The sequence below is a fragment of the Acinetobacter sp. CY17 genome (genome assembly GCF_059515825.1).
In genome coordinates, this window is the sequence record NZ_JCAKMX010000005.1 from 123,178 (window position 1) to 142,521 (window position 19,344).

The window sequence follows — 19,344 nt, forward strand, 5'->3', positions numbered from 1 at the left end:
TGCAGCCTTTTTTAGGCTTGTTTTTGGTATAAACCGGCACGTACCATACCTGCCTTGGTATTTTTAAGCAATTGCCATGTAGCTGGTAATTGCAATTGGTTTAAATCTCGATCTGCTTCGACATAAATCAAGGCTTTATCGTTGATTAATGGATCGGCCAAGTGAGCCAGTTCTGTCCATAAATCAAGACCATAAGGTGGGTCTAAAAACACCAGGTCAAATTGTTCTTTTAAACTGGCTAAAGTGTGCTGTGCCGTGCTAATTTTGAGTTTAGCGCGTTGATTGGTGACTTTAAGCAGTTCTAGATTATCTTTTAAAAACTGAGCTTGGGTTAAATTAGGTTCAATCATCACCACCGATGCTGCACCGCGTGATAAAGCTTCAAAACTTAAAGCTCCTGAACCTGCGCATACATCTAAAACGCGAGTATTTTGAACATCCCACATTAACCAGTTAAATAAGGTTTCACGGACACGGTCTGGGGTTGGGCGTAAGCCTTCAATGCTGGCAAAAGGCAATTGGCGACGTTTCCAGTCGCCACCAATAATACGCAATTGATTTTTCATAACAGTTAATCTCGTTGTGTCGCAGCCGGCGTGCTTGGCAGCGCATTTTGATCGGCTTGTAAAATGTTATTGCCACTTGGTAGATCACTTGGTTTAAGACCTGCAGTCATTAAGCCACCGCTAATTTGCGCACCACTTGGACGGATTGGATCTTTATTACGCTTGAGTAACCAATAATCAAAGATCGGACGTGCAAGGGCAGTGGCTGCACTACCCCCACGACCATTTTCTAAGATCACTGCAATGGCAATTTCAGGTTTTTCCGCTGGGGCAAAGCCCACAAATAAACCGTGATCGAGCTGACGGTCGGTGAGGAGTGCTTCATTATAGCGTTTACCTTGGGCAATACTTTTGACCTGTGCGGTACCGGTTTTACCAGCAATTTGGTATTGTAAACCGCTTTTAATGCCTTTACCTGTGCCCGATTGAATCACGTCCACCATGGCTTCGCGCATTTTAATCCAATCTTCAGGTTGACCATTAAAGTTGATTTTGCCATTGGTGCCATTATGCACTTTAAAGTTTTTGGCACCGCGACTCTCTCGTAGCACATGCGGGGTCACTTTAGAGCCTTGATTGGCGGTAATGGCGGTAGCCATGGCCAATTGCAGTGGGGTAGAGGTAAATGCACCTTGACCGATACTAACCGAAATGGTTTCGCCTTTGAGCCATTTGGCTTCGCGAGTACGCATTTTCCATTCTGGATTTGGATACAAGCCACTACTTTCACTTGGTAAATCAATGCCAGTCTTCTCACCAAAACCAAATTGGCGCATCCACGCATTCATTTTTTCAATGCCCATGCGATACGACAAGACATAGAAATAGGTATCACAAGACACCACTTGTGCCTTATGCATGTTGACACTGCCATGCCCGCTTTTTTTATGGTCACGGAAACGGTGACTATCACCTGGTAAAGTAAAGTAGCCTGGATCTGAAATGGCAGTTTGCCAATTGACATACCCATAATGAATGCCACCTAAACCAAACATTGGTTTAATGGTAGAGCCTGGCGGATATACCCCTTGAACCGCGCGGTTATACAGTGGCTGATCAAGATTGTCGCGTAGTGCTGAATAATTGGTGGTACTAATTCCAGTCACAAATAAATTGGGGTTAAAGCTTGGGCTTGAAACTAGGGCCAACACCTCACCGGTATTGGGATCCATGGCCACAATTGCGCCACGACGACCGGCCAATTGCTCTGATGCTACAACTTGTAGACCATAATCTAAAGATAAAAACAGATCATTACCGCGAATCGGATCTTTACGACCTAAATGGCGCAGCACATTACCAAAGGCATCGGCTTCGACGGATTCATTGCCGGGTACACCGTGCAGCAAATCTTCATAAGATTTTTCGACGCCAATTTTACCAATCAGGTTGGTTCCAGCGTAGGCATCTTTATCAATCTTTTTTAATTCTTTATCGTTAATGCGACCGACATAACCAATCACATGGGCAAATAATTCGCCATGTGGATAATAGCGGGTCATTTGAGTTTCAATATTTACCCCAGGAAACTGATATTTAATTTCACTAAATTGGGCAATATCTTGCTCAGTCAAATTGAGCTTAATTGCGACACGCTCAGTTTTACGCGAGGTTTTAATACGACTTTGAAAGCCTTTGATATCCTCTTCAGTTAAATTTAATACCGGCGTCAAACGTGCCAAAGTCGCGTCAATGTCATCAACATCAGCACGGCTGAGGGTTGCTGAAAATACCGGATAGTTATCAGCCAACAAAATCCCATTGCGGTCATAAATGTAACCGCGTGCTGGGGCTAGAGGTTGTAAGCGGATTCGGTTTTTATCAGAGGCTGTATTAAATTCTTCATAACTGATAATTTGTAAGTAAGCGTAACGCGATACCAACAACACTAAAAAGAACAGCACAATCCCCATAGAAATAAAAACGCGATTGCGAAAAATGCGCTTTTCTAATTGAACATCTTTAAGGGGCAAGTGCTGTTTCATACGCAATCGGCTTTGAAGTGGGGATCGAAAAAACGAAGAGGCATATTCTAGCGCATATCTATATCTTTTGTGCCGCTGTCACGCAAAATGTTTACTTTTTCTCAGCCAAGCCTCGGCCATGAATTGGCTCGACTTATACATTTTCGCAACACAGCTAGGTGACGACTGCTTAAAAAAATGGTTATGATAGAGCAGCTTAATGGAACTACCGATGACATTAGCGCAATTTTTGGCCTAAACCACCCCAAACCATAGTTGGAATTCTTACATGCTTGAGCACATCCATGAATTGTGGCTTGCGTTTTTAAATCGACCCGATTTTTGGGCAGTACTGAGTATTGTACCGGTGACTGCATTTGTCACCTGGGCGCATGTGTGGATGGCACTCAAAATGGTATTTTTCCCCGTCAACTTTTGGGGTTTTCATCTTGGGCCAATTCCGGTGGGTTGGCAGGGGATCGTGCCGCGTAAAGCGGGACACATCTCTGGCGTCATTACCGATAATGCCTTGTCTAAACTTGGCTCACTACAAGAATTTTTACAAGCCATGGACCCTGAAGAAATGGCAGAAATTATTGGTGTGCAGGTTGATGCTGACCTAGAAAACCTCATTGAAGAGGTGATGATGGAGCGTAATCCTATTTTGTGGGAAAACGTCCCTTATGCCATTAAACGTCGTATTTTTGCGCAGGCTCACAAACAGCTACCCGCGATTTTAAAAGAATTAGTGACTGAACTGACCATGAATGTTGAAAGTTTAGTCGATATGCGTGAGATGATTGTGCGCCGTATGGAAAGCGATCGCCGTTTAATGGTGCGCATGTTTTTAACGGTGGGTCAAAAAGAGATTAATTTTATTTGGCATATTAGTGCCTTGATTGGCATGGTGTTTGGTTTGTTCCAAATGATCGTGTGGTTTGTGGTGCCTTGGCATTGGACGGTTCCCTTTTGGGCGGCCATATGGGGCTTATTGACCAATTGGATTGCCATTTGGATGGTGTTTAATCCAATGTTGCCACATCCAGTGCGTTATCCACAGTTTTTTGAACGGACGCAAGACCGCAGTTTCCCTTGGATTAAACCCGTCGTACCACGTATAGGCAGCTACAATATTCAAGGCGCCTTTATGAAACGCCAAGATGAAGTGTCTACGGTATTTGCCAAAATCGTGACCGAAGAGCTCATTACCTTAAAAACAATTATGACCGAAATGATGTATGGTAGTCGCAAGGATCGCACACGCCGTATCGTTAAGCGTCATATTAACCAAATTATGGACACCCCACTGGTACGCACAACATTGCAGCTGTCTTTAGGGCCAAAAGAGTACGCAAAACTCAAGACAGACTTGATTGATCGCTCAATTGAAATTACGATGGTGCCTGTATGCGACCCAGCCTTTAATGCGAGCCGTGCACAGAAAATCTATCAAATGTTCCGCGATCGTATTCGAGACCTAACGCCACAAGAGTTTCAAAATCTATTGCGCCCTGCTTTTCAGGAAGATGAGTGGATTTTGATTGTATTGGGGGGAGTGACCGGATTTTTCGCCGGTTTAATACATTTGTTTGTGGCTTTCTTATAAAATCGATGCTGACAGGCCAATCGCTTGAAGTGTCATATACATGTTAAACATGAGGATGTTTTTATTATGCGCATTATCTTACTCGGACCACCTGGAGCAGGTAAAGGTACACAAGCTCAGTTGATCTGTAAGCGCTACAATGTCCCACAAATTTCAACCGGTGATATGCTCCGTGCTGCAATTCGTGAAGGATCAGAACTCGGTCTACAAGCTAAAAGCGTGATGGAAAGTGGTGGTTTAGTTTCAGACGAACTCATCATTGGCCTAGTAAAAGAACGTATTGCGCAGCCTGACTGTGTAAATGGCTGTATTTTTGACGGTTTCCCACGTACGATTCCGCAAGCCGAAGCGTTAGAAAAAGAAGGTATTAATATTGATCACGTGATTGAGATTGATGTACCTGACGAAGAAATCGTACAACGTCTTTCAGGTCGTCGTCAGCATCCTGCATCTGGCCGTGTTTACCACATCGTTTATAACCCACCAAAAGTGGAAGGTAAGGACGATGAAACAGGTGAAGACCTGGTACAACGTGCTGATGACCAAGAAGAAACCATTCGTAAGCGTTTAGGTTCATACCACGCTGAAACAGAACAATTGGTTGGCTTCTATCAAGGTCGTGCAGCATCTGGTGAGAATGCACCAACTTATGACAAGTTAAACGGTTTACGCCCAATCGAAGAAGTTCAAGCCGATCTTTTTGCGATTTTAGGTGAAGCAGAATAAGTTTTTTGACTTGTTTTGACATTAAAAGAGTCCTAAGTCATATTAGGGCTCTTTTTTTGTGTTGAGAATTGGATGTGCTAAAAATTGGCGCGATTTTATTGGTAGTGATCGGCATCATTTTATTATTGGGCTTGATCTACGTCAGCTTTAAAATGTTACGTCAAACGCAGCATCAGCAGCGTGAACAAGGCGTCAATAAAGACTATCAACTGCACCCAAAACTACAACAAGAATTAGAAAAAAATAAGAAAAAATAAGCTTCAAAAAAATATCGATGCTTATGCATCGATATTTTTCACCAAAATCGGTTTACTGGCACCAAAATCAAACCGATCAGGCCAGTTGCATACATCACTCACCACACATTCATGGCATTTGGGCTTGCGTGCAATACAACAATAACGCCCATGTAAAATCAGCCAGTGATGTGCATCTAACATAAATTCTTTTGGAATCACTTTGAGTAAGCGTTGCTCGACTTCAAGTACATCTTTACCTAAAGCTAAGCCAGTACGATTACCTAAACGGAAAATATGGGTATCGACCGCCATAGTCGGTTGTCCAAAAGCAGTATTCAGCACCACATTGGCAGTTTTACGCCCCACACCAGGCAGAGCTTCTAAGTCTTTACGATTGTTAGGCACTTGGCTGCCATGCAGCTCAATCAGCATTTTACAGGCTTTAATGACGTTTTCGGCTTTGGAATTATATAAGCCAATGGTCTTAATATATTCCTTTAAACCATCGACGCCTAAGGCATAAATGCTTTCTGGTGTATTGGCTACTTTAAACAGTTGATCCGTGGCTTTATTGACGCTGACATCTGTGGCTTGTGCCGATAAAGTGACTGCCACCAAAAGTTCAAATGGGCTCGAAAAATTAAGCTCAGTGGTGGGGTTTGGGCGTTGTTCACGTAAGCGTTCAAAGAAAGTTTGCACTTGCTTTTTAGTCATATTTTTTACAGGTTTGCCGCTGCTGGTGAGCATATTATTCTCCCTGTAATGCTAAAAGCTGTTGATTTAAATTGGCCAGTAAAGCACGTTTATTGGCATCTTCGCGTACGCTCAATTGTTTTTCTAACTTTTTAATTTGGGTGCGTACTTTGGCCAGCTCAATAGTGCTTTTGGCATCCAAGATTTTAACTAAATCATTTTTCTTTTCAATAATTTGAATATGAGGAACTTGATCGCTGACTTGTGAAAATTGTGCAAACAGTTGGGTATCAATTTCAGCCCGTACTACAGGGCCTTTACGATCTAAACGACGTTTTTCCTCGCGTTGAATATGCGCATAATAACGCGCGCGTAAGTCGTTTTGTTGTTGCGCACGCTCACGCTCATTAGGTACAGGTTTGGGGTCAGGGATTAGGTCAATACAGTCGACAGGGCAAGGTGCAATACATAGTTCACAGCCGGTGCATAAATCACTTAACACGCTATGCATCAGTTTACCTGCACCTAAAATTGCATCTACAGGGCAAGCGCTAATGCATTTGGTACAGCCAATACATTCATCTTCGCGAATCACGGCTTTCATTTGCTGTGGACGACCATCGCTTTGAATCGGCCAAACACTTGGCGCTGCAGTTAATTTAGGGCGGGCTAAAATTTCGGCCAACGCATCTGCCACTGGCTGGCCACCAGGCACACATTTATTGGCATCTTCTCCTTCGGCAATCGCTTTGGCATACGGTAAGCAGCCGTCACGGTGACCACAGAGTCCACATTGGGTTTGCGGTAATTGAGCATCGAGATGTTGAATCAGAGAAATTTGAGCGTTCATAGCGTGATCTTGCCCATCGGCGCAACAAGAATTAATCAGGAGAAGAAAGTGTGCATATTAGCATGTTTTTAAATGAAATGTTTTGCGCAAAAATGGGTCAACTTGTGCCTTATAAATGCGCGATTTTTCGGAAAAAATTAATAAGAAAAAGTTGTATAACTTATGAAAAAAAGTCGCAATAATTAATTTAAATGGTTGTAATTAAATCTAAAAAAAAGTTTTTTTCAAAAAACTATTGCTGATTGTTAACAAAAGATATTAAATTGTCTGCGCCAAAATACATCATTGATTGAAATTTTGACCAATTTTGATCCATTTATCTGCTGAGGATTAAGCGTTGAAATACAACAGCCTTAACGACTTCCTAGATTACGTTAAAACACGTGACGCACATCAACCAGAGTTTCTTCAAGCCGTTGAAGAAGTAATGACCAGTCTTTGGCCATTCATTGAAAAAAACCCTCAATACGCAGACCACGGTTTGCTTGAGCGTTTAGTCGAGCCAGAACGTGCGATTCAGTTCCGCGTTTCTTGGGTAGATGACCAAGGTCAAACCCATGTAAACCGTGCATTCCGTGTACAGTACAACTCAGCAATTGGTCCGTTTAAAGGTGGTATGCGTTTTCATCCATCTGTAAACCTTTCAATTTTAAAATTCCTAGGTTTCGAACAAACCTTTAAGAATGCCTTAACAACACTTCCTATGGGTGGTGGTAAAGGCGGTTCAGACTTTGACCCTAAAGGTAAGTCTGAAGGCGAAATCATGCGTTTCTGCCAAGCTTTAATGATCGAATTATACCGTCACTTAGGCTCAAACACAGATATCCCAGCCGGTGATATTGGTGTAGGTGGCCGTGAAGTGGGTTACATGGCGGGTATGATGAAGAAGCTCAGCAATGACACTTCATGCGTATTCACAGGTAAAGGTTTAACTTTCGGTGGTTCACTGGCACGTCCTGAAGCAACAGGCTACGGTACAGTTTACTTTGCTGAAGAAATGTTAAAAACTCGCGGTGAAAGCTTTAAAGATAAAGTCGTGACCATTTCAGGTTCAGGTAACGTTGCACAATATGCTGCTGAAAAAGCAATGTATTTAGGTGCTAAAGTAGTATCATTATCTGACTCAGCGGGTACTGTTTATGTGAAAGATGGTTTCACAGAAGAGCTTTTAGCTGAAGTGATGGAACTGAAAAATGTGAAACGTGGTCGTATCTCAGAGTTCGCATCTAAACATGGCTTTGAATATCTTGAAGGCGAACGCCCTTGGGGTATCAAATGCGATATCGCATTGCCATGCGCAACTCAAAATGAGTTAGATGCTGATGACGCAGACAAACTTCTTGCAAATGGTGTCATCTGTGTTGCTGAAGGCGCAAACATGCCATCAACTTTGGCTGCCGTTGAGAAATTCGTAGAAGCGAAAATTCTTTATGCACCAGGTAAAGCATCAAACGCAGGTGGTGTCGCGACTTCTGGTCTTGAAATGTCTCAAAACGCATTGCGTTTAGGTTGGACTTTTGAAGAAGTTGATGAGCGTTTACATGCGATCATGAAAGAAATTCACCGCAACTGTGTGAAATTTGGTACCAAAGAAGACGGTACTGTGAACTATGTTGATGGTGCGAACATTGCAGGCTTTGTAAAAGTTGCTGATGCGATGCTCGCGCAAGGTGTTTACTAATTTTGAATTAGTTGATATCTGAAAAAAAACCGCTCATTAGAGCGGTTTTTTTATAGCTCGATTATTTGATTAAGCTGCGTTCAATGGTCATATCATACACATAGGCATATTTAGATTGATCGGCAGCAGGATTTTTAATCTCATAACGTTTAACCCGAATCACTTGACGTTCTTTTGGATGATGCTCATAGCCTTGAATCTGTCCATAGAACAAACTCCAATTGGCATCTTGATAGGTTTTTAGGCCTTGTGGGTTATAGCGAATTTCTTTGACCTGTAAACATTGCTGACGTACCACCCCTGTACAGGCCTTGGTATTGGGATGGATTTCATAGAACATGGTTTGACCTTCACCTTGATATTGTGTTTCCGCAGTCATGGTGCCGCTAAATACATAACGCTGTCCGGTGGCATCCATTAAAGTTAAGGTGGGCTTTTGACGATCTGTAGCATCTAAAATAAAAGGTACTTTTCGATCGTTTAGCAACTTAGCAGCAATTGCTTCTTGACGCATGTCTGCTGCTGAGCAGGCCATTTGGGTCATCATGGTATTGCCTGTGATGACCTCGTTATTCTCTACTCGCCATGCGGTAGAGAGCGTATTACAGGTGGTGCTAACAGTTAAGCGACCATCTGAACCAAAGCGTAACAACATGGGCTTTTTTGCCCCAGTGTCTGTTTGCCAAGTATAGGCGCTCAGTGTTTTACTTGGATTTTGATGTTGTAAAATTTGCACGGCATGATCTCGTACAGTTTGAATGTCATTTGCTTGGCAAGCGACCAAAGACAAGGGCAATAAAAGAATAGCGAAATAAGATAAGCGCATGAGATACGTCTTCTATTATGTTGAATGTATAGATTTTAATATAATCAAAAAAAAACGGATACTCTGCCTGATTTAGTAGCAAAATGTATCCGTTCTCAGCTTGGGTTTAAGCTTAGTCAAAACGATAGATATCCATGCCTAAGGCACCCATGCTAAAGCTGCTATGCACAATACTAAAGCGTGGCCCGGTGCCCATAGCAAAAAACAGCGGTGCAAAATGCTCAATAGTCGGGTGATTTCGAGCGACAAAGGGAATGTTCTGCCAATCGAGCACTGCATCTATATCGTGATGTTGTAACTTGTGCACCACATAGTTACGAAAAGTCGAAGCCCATTCCGGCACTTGAGCAGGACGTCCATCCCAGGCCAATTCACGTAAATTATGGGTAATACTGCCAGAACCAATTAAGAGTATTTGTTGTTGACGAAACTCTGCTAAGCATTGTCCAATTTGATAAATCTCTTGACTGCTCATGTGCATGGGTAAAGAGATTTCAATGACCGGAATGTCTGCCTCAGGATACAGATGTAAAAGTGGCATCCATACTCCGTGATCACGGGGTCGACTGCTATTGGCATGCGCAGCTAAACCTGTTTGATTGAAACGCTGTAAAATCTGCTCAGCGATTTCTGGAGCACCGGGCGCGGGATAACGAATCTCGTAAAGTTCAGCAGGGAAGCCACGAAAATCATGCCATGTATCAGGGCGCGTTGCTGTACTCACTTCTAACGCTTGGCTTTCCCAATGCGCAGACATCACAATAATGGCCTGTGGCTTAGGTAAATTCAGACTTAAACGTTGTAATGCAGGCCCGACTTGCTCAGGATTAATCGCAAGCATTGGAGAGCCATGAGAAATAAATAAGCCGGGGAGAGTGTGTCGCTGCATACTTAAATACCAAATTCAATCATTAACAGGATTGTGTCAAATGTCTGCGTTGCAAGAAAGCGTGAGTTTTTCAACATATCGTTCTAAATATAAAACGTTACCCAGCACGGTGATAAGGGTGATTATTGTTAATGCTCATAGCACGATACAGTTGTTCAATCAGCATCACCCGTACCATCGGATGCGGTAGAGTAAGCTTAGATAACGACCAATGCCATGCCGCGGCTTTACGGACAGCCTCAGAATGACCATCTGGGCCACCAATCGCCAGTACAATATCATTGCCTTCAAGCATCCAGCCTTTCATAGTTTCAGCCAGTTTTTCGGTGCTAAATTCACGACCACCCACCTCTAAAGCAATCAAAACTTCATTGTGCTTCATGGCATTTAAAATGCTGTCACCTTCAATATTACGGTATTTTAAAATGTCCGCCTCAGAATCATTTTTACCGCGTTTGGCCATTGGTAGTTCAACAATTTGTGTTTGTACAAATGGTTGAATGCGTTTGAAATAATCTTCAAAACCAGTCAGAACCCATGCTGGCATTTTTTGCCCAATGGTTAAAATACGAATTTTCATACGTAATGCTTGCCTATCAATCCAATGCTCAGTATATACCGCGCGTGCGACTTTAGGAAAAAGCCTCTTGAAAAGCAGGCAGGATTTATGTTTTATAGAAGAAAAAAGCAACAACATTGATCATGGAATAAAAACAAATGCGTTTGATTATCGGATGTTTTATTGGAGTTTGGGCTGCAACATTAGCCACAGCCCACGCTGTAGCCCCCCAAGCAGACGCAGACAATATTAAGTTATTCCTCACTCAAGTAGTAGGACCAATGCAATATGCACGAAATTATAAACATCCACAGGAGCTCAATCGCACAGCAGCATGGCTGACAGAGCAAATGAGATTATTTGCGATTCCGTGTCATTATCAAAATTTTAATTTGAATCAAAAGCAATATCGTAATGTGATTTGTCGTTTAAATGCCGGTCATCCCAATAAGGTGGTTATTGGTGCGCATTACGATGTGGAAGGTGAAAGCCGTGGTGTCAATCACAATGCTTCTGGCGTGGCAGGTGTGGTCGAGGCTGCACACGTATTAAGTCAAAATAAAAATAGCTTAAAGCATAATGTTGAATTTGTATTTTATACCTTGGGCGCTGCACCGTATGTTAATACTGAACAAATGGGCAGTATGCGCCATGCTAAAACTTTAGTGGCGAGCGAGGAACCCGTTCAAGCCATTTATGTATTGGACCAAATTGGGTTTTATGAGCATGCTGCCGTACAAGAATATCCGATTGGACTCAAATGGCTGTATCCAGAACATGCTAATTTTATAGCAGTTGTGAGCAATATTACCTCACGTGATATTGCAGTGCAGTATTGTCAAAATATGCAACAATTGGCATGTGAACGCTTTAGTTTACCTGTGCTGAAGATCTTTGAAGATTCGGATCATCTGAGCTATTGGAAACATGATTTACCAGCAGTTTTAATTACCGATACCGGTCAATATCGTAATAAAAATCAATACCGTGCTGAAGTAGAAATTCAACGTTTGGATTATAAAAAAATGGCAAATTTGGTCAATGCTTTGGTGAAAAGTATCAGCCAGTAAGCATAAAAAACGCAGTCCTTAAAAGCCAAAGGACTGCGATTAAAAAGATCATCTGTCTGGAGACACAGATGACCAAAACAATACAACAAGGTATTTTGATTACCTGTTATAAAGTGCGGTTAAATAGGTTAGATTGCAAGTTTAGAAAATAAAAAGTTACATAAAAAAAGAGCGCCGTGGCGCTCTTTTTGCTTAACATGATGTCTCAATTAATGACGCGCAACTTTCTCTTCATTAGTTGCCTTGACTAAAGGTGCTTTGGCCAATGGTTTCGGTTGTTCCACTAAAGCCAAAGGTAAAATTTCATCAATTGATTTTACCGCTTTAATTTCAAGACCTGCTTTAACATTGTCTGGAATTTCCGCTAAATCACGCACGTTATCTTGCGGAATAAACACCAGTTTCACACCACCACGATGTGCAGCCAATAACTTCTCTTTTAGACCACCAATCCGCATCGCACGGCCACCAAGGCTGGTTTCACCCGTCATCGCGATATCTGGACGAATCGCAATTTTGGTAAATGCTGATACCAGCGCAGTGGTTAATGCTAAACCTGCTGATGGACCATCTTTAGGGGTCGCACCTTCGGGTAAATGTACATGCACATCGGTTTCTTCAAAACGTGATGCTTCGATGCCCAGTTCTTCAGCACGGGTACGCACTACAGTCATCGCTGCTGTAATGGATTCTTTCATCACATCGCCTAAAGAACCTGTGGTAATAAATTTACCTTTACCAGGAACTGCTGCAACTTCAATAGTGAGTAACTCACCACCTACAGAAGTCCATGCTAAACCATTGACACGGCCGACTTCTGGAGTTTCTTCCGCCATACCAAAGTCAAATTTATGTGGACCTAAATACTCTGGCAGATTGCTTGAGTTGACTTCAAGTTGTAAATTTTTAGCTTTCTTGCTAACCGCTTCTTTGACCACTTTACGCGCAATTTTTGAGACTTCACGCTCTAAGCTACGTACACCTGCTTCACGGGTATAGCGTTGTACGATGTCACGGATCGCTTCTTCATGCACAGTCAGCTCTTTAGCACGTAGGCCATTGTTCTTAATAGCCTTTGGTACTAAGTAACGTTCAGCAATATTGACTTTTTCATCTTCGGTATAACCCGGTAGACGAATCACTTCCATACGGTCAAGCAGTGCTTCAGGAATATTCATGCTGTTGGCAGTACAGATAAACATCACTTCAGATAAGTCTAAATCTAGATCAAGATAGTGATCGTTAAACTTACTGTTTTGTGATGGATCAAGTACTTCAAGTAAGGCAGATGCAGGATCGCCACGGTAGTCTTGCGCCATCTTATCGATTTCATCGAGTAAGAACAGTGGGTTTTTTACACCAACTTTGCTGAGTGACTGCACAATTTTACCTGGCATCGCACCAATATAAGTACGACGGTGACCACGAATTTCGGCTTCATCACGTACGCCGCCAAGTGCCATACGCACAAATTCACGACCTGTGGCTTTTGCTACAGATTCACCCAGTGAAGTTTTACCCACACCTGGAGGACCCACTAAGCATAGGATCGGGCCACGTAATTTTTTCACGCGTGATTGCACTGCAAGATATTCGACAATGCGATCTTTCACGTCGTCTAACCCGTAATGATCTGAATCTAGAATCTCTTGGGCTTTGTTTAAGTTAATACTAACTTTACTGGCTTTATTCCAAGGGGTATCAAGAATCACTTCTAAGTAATTGCGCACCACAGCTGCTTCGCTTGAAGCAGGTTGCATCGCTTTTAACTTACGGAATTCATTTTCAGCTTTTTTACGCACATGTTCAGGTAAATCTGCTTCGCTTAAACGACGTTCAATTTCAGCGACATCATCTTCAGCACCGCCATTCATATCAGAAAGTTCGCGCTGAATGACTTTCATTTTTTCATTTAAGAAGTATTCGCGCTGATTTTTTTCCATTTGGCGTTTCACTGAATCATGCAAAGTTTGCTCAATCTGTTGTTCTTCAGATTGTTGTAGCAAATAAGTCATCAGTTCAGTTAAATGTGCTGCAAACTCGTCATGTTCTAAGAACTTTTGTTTTACATCAATATTCAGTGGAACACGAGTCGCAACAAAGAACAATAACTGCAATAAGTCATCAATTTTATTGGCAGCTGCAATCAATTCACGCGCATTACGTAATTTTGCTTCTGCATACTGGGCAAATAAAGCACGTAATTCAAGCAGATGGTTTTCTTGAGTTTCTTGCTCAAGCGTCACGCTCATTGGGCTTAAACTATGCTCAGCAGTTAAATAGCTGTCTTGGTCGATAATGCGTTCTAGTTTGGCGCGGTGTAGGCCTTCTATGAGGACCTTAATACAGTTTTCATCATTTTCGTGATTTACAACTTGCACAATCTTCGCGACAGTACCGTATTGATATAAATTATCGTGATCAATTTCTTCTGTAAGCGAATCTTTTTGTGCAACTACAAATACAAGATTGTCACTGTTACGCGCCACATCAACTGCATTGATCGATTTTTCACGACCAACAAACAGCGCAATTTGCATGTGTGGATACACCACAACATCACGTAGCGCTAAAAGAGGTAATATGCTTGGCACCTCTAGTGCTAAGGTTTCTTCATTCATCATAATTTCAGACATGGGCACTCCTAGGTGACAACGGTGTTGCCATGATTTAATAGTGATGGGTAATTTTAAAAATACAAGGGTAAAATGTAATAATTTCTATGAAAATCATAAAAATTGCAGTGTTATCTTAAGATTAGCGCTTAAAAGTGAGAAAACGTTGTGGCGTAACTAAGGCATCTAAGGGCTGATCCCAAGCTTCTCGTTGCAGGGGAGTCGTGAGTAGCTGAAAATCATGGGCTAAACCCAAACGATAGGGTTTTTTCGCTGCGCGTGATAAGGTTTTATCATAAAAACCACCCCCCATGCCAAGCCGTGTCCCAAGCAGGTCACAAGCCAATAAGGGCATAATCAGTAAATCTAGTTGAGTGACAGCACGAGCGCGGTTTTGCATGGCTTGTTGCATGCCTAAACGATGCATGGCAAAGCGTCGATTGATATATTGTTGCTTAGAAATTTTTACCCACACCAAATGCTGATTCATATTGCAAATCATCGGTAAATACACCTGTTTGCCTAAAGCAAAGCATTCCATGATTAATTGTTGAGTATGAATTTCACCAAAAGCATGCAAGTACACCCCAATATGCTGACTGTGCTTAAAAATAGCGTGACGGCGTAAGCGTGCAAAAGTCTGTTGTTGAGATTGACGTTGTTTGAAAGAAGAAATGCGACGACGTTGTTGACGCAATTGTCGGCGTAATTGAGACAGTGTTAAAGACATAGAACAGGGCGGAAATCATAAGGCTATAAAGCCAATATAAGCTTTATAGCCTGAGAAGAAAATCCTGAGCTTAAAGCTAAACTCAGGATCATAGAATTATTTTACTTTTTTTACACCACGAATCGCGACGGTTACACGGCGATCAGGTTGTAAACATTCAATTAACTTCGCACGTGGTGCTACACCTTGACAGCCATTGGTTACAGGTTGAGTTTCACCAGCACTTGAATGGGTTAATAAATGCGCAGGTACGCCACGTGTTGCTAAATATTCACGTACTGTCTTAGCACGGTTCATACCTAAGGTATAGTTGTATTGATCTGAACCTAAACGGTCAGTATGACCAATTAACTCAATAGAATGTACAGAAACATAACCATTGCGGATCACATCAGACACTTCGTCCAACTTAGCACGACCTGCTGGTAATAAGTCTTCAGCATTGTATTTGTCAAACTTAAACAAGGTATCTGCTGCTAGGTTGATGAACTCTGGTGGTGGCGGTGGTGGTGGTACTGGTTTTTCACAGTTAATATTTTTGCTGCCACTGCTGTGGTTAATAATTGGACGGTTATTTTCGTCTAAAGATAACACAAGCTTATTGTCACGTAAGCCATCATTGACACAGATTTTGACTTCATCCACCAAACATTTACCCGTGTTACAGTTACGTACTTTTAAGGTATACGTTTCTGGCTTAACGTAGAAAGAACCGGTGTTGTTGGCGTAAAAGTCGGCAACTTTATGATCATTGATATAAAAATAAGTTGGACATTTTTGCTTATCTAAAGTATCAGGTGGGCATAGCTTACTATCACGTTGTACATAAAGCGGCTTAGCGCCTGCATGTTGAACTTGAAACGGTGGATAGATGTTTGCCGGCTTACTATAATCAGCCGGTTTAGGGGGCTGGCTATAGTCATAAGGCTTGCTCGTACAGGCAGACAGTCCCACGACGAGCGCCGAAGCAATGATGATTTTATTTAACATAGTTCAACCTATAGTTGTTATTTTCACTTGAATACACTGCAATGCTGCGCGCATCCGCTTATAGTTTTTAGTACATTTTATAGCCAAGTATGGTTAACTTATTTAAATGATTTTTTCTAGCTCTTGGCTTAACAAAATGCTCTCGTAAGATTACAGTCTGATGACCTTGTGATTATTTTAGATCAATGTATAAATTATGAACACTAGCTAAAACTGAATAAAATGTAGATACCTAAATAAGTCTATGTAAAATAAAAAAATATTTTGGTAAAAAAAATAAGCTTAAGCAGAAAAAAATGACTTAATCTTAAAAAAAAAGCCTTTTATTGTGATGTATGTAACAATTTTAAATAAATGCTGTGAAATGATTAACTTGAATATTAAAGTAAAAACTCAGCTAAATTAGCTGAGTTTTTACATGAAAATTAACGTTTAACCCCTTGAATTCCAATACTAACTCGTCGATCTGGTTGTAAGCATTGAATTAAATTAGCGCGTGGGCTGACATTTGGACAACCATCGGTTACAGGTTGATTCTCGCCCGCACTCTTGTAGGACATGATGGTGGTTGGAATACCACGACTGTGTAAATAATCATAGACAGTTTTAGCACGTTTCATTCCTAAGTTATAGTTGTATTGAGCCTGTCCTAGGCGATCGGTATGACCCACCAATTCAATATGTTGAATCGAGACATAACGCGCTTTTAGACCTTGGGCAATTTCATCTAATTTGGCGCGGCCTGCAGGTAATAGATCGTTTGAACTCGAGCCATTAAATTTAAATAAAGTATCTGAAGTTAAGTTAATGTAATCAACTGGTGGTGAACCAGGTTGAGTGGGTGGAACTTCAATGTAGGAGGGTGGTTTAACTTGCTTGTGGCAACCGGCTAAAGCCAAAACTGAGGCTGTGAGGAGTAATATTTTATAGTTCAACATAGATCCACCTATACAGTTGGTATCAATAGCGCTCAAAATATAACAAAGTTTATAAAGTCAGAAGTGTGGAAGGAAGTTTGAGCGTTTGATTGTTGTTTTACTCATGTAGGACAATCCTTGCCTACTGTATTTCTGTATTTAACAGAGCATTTATTTTAAGCCATGATTGTGTTGAGTTAAGTCACAAAAATGTAGCAAAGGTTTAATTTGTTTTTTAGATTAATTTTATTCAATTAAATGGTTTTACCTATCTTTGTGTTTTATTTATATTGCGTAGTCAAGAAAAGTCTTCTCATGAACTCAGATAGGTCGAGCTATGTTAAAGGTGATTTACGTTGCATTATTGGCAACATTGTTCAGTGCATGTAGTTTTAACCCTGCTTATTATGATGAATTACGTCAAGCTGAAGCTGAGCACCACCGTATGCTAGGGGGTTAAACTTTTAGTGAGCCCCATAAGATAGGTATGCCGCGTTTTGTATAAGGCAAAAAAATCCCAGCTGTAGATGCTGGGATTTTTACAGAATTTTTTATCCGACGGTGCCGCTGCATGTCATTACCCTTGAACCCGAAGAGTTCAAGGTGGACGCGACGCATACTTGCTGGGTTTCCCACTCGAGGTGGGCATACGCTCTAAATATGCAGAACACAATCCGTAAGTTTAAGTATCGGCTCAGGGGAATAGACCCGCTGGCGTACACCTCAGACGTAGGGCAAGTATAACTGAAGTTATGCGCTTGGCAACTTTTTGTATGCCAAACAATGTAAACTTGCATTACAACTGTCTAGAGTTTGTACAAAATTAATTGCTTTGTGGCAGTGGATTTTTTTCAGCAACATATTGATCCAACTCAGCTAATACATTGCTGAGCAAAATTTCGCAGTGTTCATATTCTTGTACACTTTTGTTTAATGATAACACTTCTTGCATTAATTCTAGGGCCACCATAATAATCAACTTACTTGGTTCCATGCGTGGTGCTTTACGACGAAACTCTTCATATTTCTCGTTTAACAGTTCAACTGCACGTTCAAGCTCAGGCTGTTTTTCTGGTGTTGTAGCTAAACGAAAACTGTGTCCAAGTACACGAAGTTCTACGGGAATTTGCTCACTCATTTATACGCCCTCATTCCGATCGCTGAGTTCAGCTAATTTGCCAATTTCATCGGCATGTTTATCTTGAGCAGTTCCCAAAATATTTAAGCGTTGAATAATGGCTTCCACTTTGGCTTGTGCTAATTCATTTTTTTGTAGCAAACGGCCACGTTCTTGTTGCAAAGCATTAATTTCTAGCTGACTTTGGCGCTGCTCATTTTGTAACTTTTCTTGTAGCGTACGCAGCTCATTACGCTCTGATAAAATCTCTTGAAAGCGGTTTTTTAGATCAGTACAGCTTTTTTCTAAACGATTATATCGATCAGCAAGTGCGGCAGCATCGTGAGTCATTTGCTTCAATTGCTTATTAGTTTGGCTGGCTTTTTCAGTCAGTTGATCAATTTCCTGCTGCTTTTGCGTGATAATGCCAGTTTTTTGCACAATTTCGGCATGATGTTGCTCGGCCTCGGTTGCTTTGGCGCTATGCAGCAGTTGATTTTCTTGCTCATAGTGATCAAGGCGCGTCTTTAACGCACCAATATGCGCCTGAAGACGCTGTAATTCTTCTAACATAACGGAGTCGCACAGTATTGCAAACAAAGGTAATATATACGAAGTATAGAGATTGGATAAGCGAATGCAAGACGATATTTCAGGTTGGAACGAGTGGGAAGGTAATTTTGCTGAGATTGAAGAAATTTCAAGCCCAAGCGAATTACATGGTTTAGTTACAGGTGTGGTGTGTGTGACTGAGTCACCAACGGCAGATGAATGGCAGCAAATCCTAGCTACACTCAATGTGCCCGCACTTGATGATGAAGGCTTAGAGCTATTGGCACAAGAAGGTGAAGATATCTCACATGCTTTATCTGAAGATGAGCTGGATTATTTACCTTTGCTGCCAGATGATGAACATCCTCTCGCAGAGCGTGTACAAGCCTTGGCGGATTGGGCTGCAGGCGTGGTGCTAGGTTTTGGTTTGGCATCAGGTCATATCCGTCCTGATGAACTAGAATTAATTGAACATCTGCAAGATGTTGCGGCGGTTGAATTTGACGAATCAGACAATGACGAAGAGGGTGAGCAAAGCTATCTTGAGTTGTATGAGTTTGTACGTTTAATTCCAATTAGCTTGTCGATGGGACGTAAAAAGGTTGCAGTGGCTGAGAGTTCTTTGTTACAAAATTACCAAGCAAAATCTCGTATTGCTGCAGCGATGAATGGTGAAACTGCACAAGATGTGGTGGAAATGTTTACCCCGCATCGTCCAAGCTAAGGCAAACACAACTTTTTAAGAAGAACTTCT

20 protein-coding genes and 1 other RNA gene are annotated in these 19,344 nt (G+C 41.6%); 7 read left to right on the forward strand and 14 right to left on the reverse strand.

The features are described 5' to 3' along the window. Positions 1-11: 11 nt before the first annotated feature. Both rsmD and mrdA read right to left on the reverse strand, forming a co-directional pair. On the reverse strand, positions 12-566 hold the full coding sequence (rsmD, locus tag AC5YCI_RS05545) for a 16S rRNA (guanine(966)-N(2))-methyltransferase RsmD (RefSeq protein WP_496128675.1): 555 nt from the start codon (positions 564-566) through the stop codon (positions 12-14). A 5-nt stretch (positions 567-571) separates the two neighbouring features. Further along, on the reverse strand, positions 572-2,551 hold the full coding sequence (mrdA, locus tag AC5YCI_RS05550; protein WP_496128674.1) for a penicillin-binding protein 2: 1,980 nt from the start codon (positions 2,549-2,551) through the stop codon (positions 572-574). Between the two features lie 268 nt (positions 2,552-2,819). Here mrdA and AC5YCI_RS05555 point away from each other — a divergent pair, with 268 nt between their 5' ends. The 3 genes from AC5YCI_RS05555 (at position 2,820) to AC5YCI_RS05565 (ending at position 5,119) form a co-directional block, all read left to right on the forward strand. Further along, complete coding sequence (locus AC5YCI_RS05555; protein ID WP_496128673.1) at positions 2,820-4,136, forward strand: hypothetical protein; 1,317 nt, start codon at positions 2,820-2,822, stop codon at positions 4,134-4,136. Positions 4,137-4,202: 66 nt separating this feature from the next. Next, complete coding sequence (gene adk, locus AC5YCI_RS05560) at positions 4,203-4,862, forward strand: adenylate kinase (protein ID WP_496128672.1); 660 nt, start codon at positions 4,203-4,205, stop codon at positions 4,860-4,862. Between the two features lie 74 nt (positions 4,863-4,936). Further along, positions 4,937-5,119: a hypothetical protein gene (locus AC5YCI_RS05565; RefSeq protein ID WP_496128671.1), complete on the forward strand. Its 183-nt coding sequence runs from the start codon at positions 4,937-4,939 to the stop codon at positions 5,117-5,119. 21 nt (positions 5,120-5,140) lie between these two features. On the opposite strand, the gene nth is transcribed toward AC5YCI_RS05565, so the two are convergent. Together nth and AC5YCI_RS05575 are read right to left on the reverse strand one after the other, a co-directional pair. Further along, positions 5,141-5,848, reverse strand: coding sequence for an endonuclease III (gene nth, locus AC5YCI_RS05570; RefSeq protein ID WP_496128670.1), 708 nt, complete (start codon positions 5,846-5,848; stop codon positions 5,141-5,143). Between the two features lies 1 nt (position 5,849). Continuing rightward, positions 5,850-6,644 (reverse strand): RnfABCDGE type electron transport complex subunit B, encoded by a 795-nt coding sequence (locus AC5YCI_RS05575; RefSeq protein WP_496128669.1) that lies wholly within the window; start codon positions 6,642-6,644, stop codon positions 5,850-5,852. Between the two features lie 337 nt (positions 6,645-6,981). On the opposite strand from AC5YCI_RS05575, the gene gdhA reads away from it, so the two are divergent. Next, a complete protein-coding gene (gene gdhA / locus AC5YCI_RS05580) occupies positions 6,982-8,325 on the forward strand; it encodes an NADP-specific glutamate dehydrogenase (RefSeq protein ID WP_496128668.1) in 1,344 nt (447 codons plus the stop codon). A 61-nt stretch (positions 8,326-8,386) separates the two neighbouring features. Here gdhA and AC5YCI_RS05585 read toward each other — a convergent pair whose 3' ends face one another. From AC5YCI_RS05585 to rlmH, 3 genes are all read right to left on the reverse strand, one after another. Further along, entirely contained in the window at positions 8,387-9,151 is a 765-nt protein-coding gene (locus tag AC5YCI_RS05585) for a DUF4377 domain-containing protein (RefSeq protein ID WP_496128667.1), read from the reverse strand. Positions 9,152-9,263: 112 nt separating this feature from the next. Then, complete coding sequence (locus AC5YCI_RS05590; RefSeq protein ID WP_496128666.1) at positions 9,264-10,040, reverse strand: dioxygenase family protein; 777 nt, start codon at positions 10,038-10,040, stop codon at positions 9,264-9,266. A 97-nt stretch (positions 10,041-10,137) separates the two neighbouring features. Next, positions 10,138-10,620 carry a 23S rRNA (pseudouridine(1915)-N(3))-methyltransferase RlmH gene (gene rlmH / locus AC5YCI_RS05595; protein ID WP_496128665.1) on the reverse strand — a complete coding sequence of 161 codons (483 nt, stop codon included), beginning with the start codon at positions 10,618-10,620 and terminating at the stop codon, positions 10,138-10,140. Positions 10,621-10,757: 137 nt separating this feature from the next. Between rlmH and AC5YCI_RS05600 the strand changes: the two genes are divergently transcribed. Next, positions 10,758-11,669, forward strand: a complete 912-nt coding sequence (locus tag AC5YCI_RS05600) for a M28 family peptidase (protein WP_496128664.1) — start codon at positions 10,758-10,760, stop codon at positions 11,667-11,669. A gap of 209 nt (positions 11,670-11,878) precedes the next feature. Here the strand turns inward: AC5YCI_RS05600 and lon are convergent, their stop codons facing one another. From lon to AC5YCI_RS05620, 4 genes are all read right to left on the reverse strand, one after another. Further along, complete coding sequence (lon, locus tag AC5YCI_RS05605; protein ID WP_496128663.1) at positions 11,879-14,305, reverse strand: endopeptidase La; 2,427 nt, start codon at positions 14,303-14,305, stop codon at positions 11,879-11,881. A gap of 121 nt (positions 14,306-14,426) precedes the next feature. Further along, positions 14,427-15,014 carry a 5-formyltetrahydrofolate cyclo-ligase gene (locus tag AC5YCI_RS05610; protein ID WP_496128662.1) on the reverse strand — a complete coding sequence of 196 codons (588 nt, stop codon included), beginning with the start codon at positions 15,012-15,014 and terminating at the stop codon, positions 14,427-14,429. A 96-nt stretch (positions 15,015-15,110) separates the two neighbouring features. Beyond that, complete coding sequence (locus AC5YCI_RS05615) at positions 15,111-16,004, reverse strand: OmpA family protein (protein ID WP_496128661.1); 894 nt, start codon at positions 16,002-16,004, stop codon at positions 15,111-15,113. Between the two features lie 425 nt (positions 16,005-16,429). Then, positions 16,430-16,942, reverse strand: coding sequence for an OmpA family protein (locus AC5YCI_RS05620; protein ID WP_496128660.1), 513 nt, complete (start codon positions 16,940-16,942; stop codon positions 16,430-16,432). Between the two features lie 316 nt (positions 16,943-17,258). On the opposite strand from AC5YCI_RS05620, the gene AC5YCI_RS05625 reads away from it, so the two are divergent. Continuing rightward, positions 17,259-17,381, forward strand: coding sequence for a hypothetical protein (locus AC5YCI_RS05625; protein WP_496128659.1), 123 nt, complete (start codon positions 17,259-17,261; stop codon positions 17,379-17,381). Between the two features lie 88 nt (positions 17,382-17,469). Here AC5YCI_RS05625 and ssrS read toward each other — a convergent pair. The 3 genes from ssrS to AC5YCI_RS05640 form a co-directional block, all read right to left on the reverse strand. Then, positions 17,470-17,654, reverse strand: a non-coding RNA gene (gene ssrS, locus AC5YCI_RS05630) — 6S RNA. A gap of 90 nt (positions 17,655-17,744) precedes the next feature. Further along, positions 17,745-18,059 (reverse strand): cell division protein ZapA, encoded by a 315-nt coding sequence (locus AC5YCI_RS05635; RefSeq protein WP_496128658.1) that lies wholly within the window; start codon positions 18,057-18,059, stop codon positions 17,745-17,747. Further along, entirely contained in the window at positions 18,060-18,611 is a 552-nt protein-coding gene (locus AC5YCI_RS05640; protein ID WP_496128657.1) for a hypothetical protein, read from the reverse strand. Positions 18,612-18,675: 64 nt separating this feature from the next. Here AC5YCI_RS05640 and AC5YCI_RS05645 point away from each other — a divergent pair, with 64 nt between their 5' ends. Beyond that, positions 18,676-19,314 (forward strand): UPF0149 family protein, encoded by a 639-nt coding sequence (locus AC5YCI_RS05645; RefSeq protein WP_496128656.1) that lies wholly within the window; start codon positions 18,676-18,678, stop codon positions 19,312-19,314. Positions 19,315-19,344 lie beyond the last annotated feature (30 nt).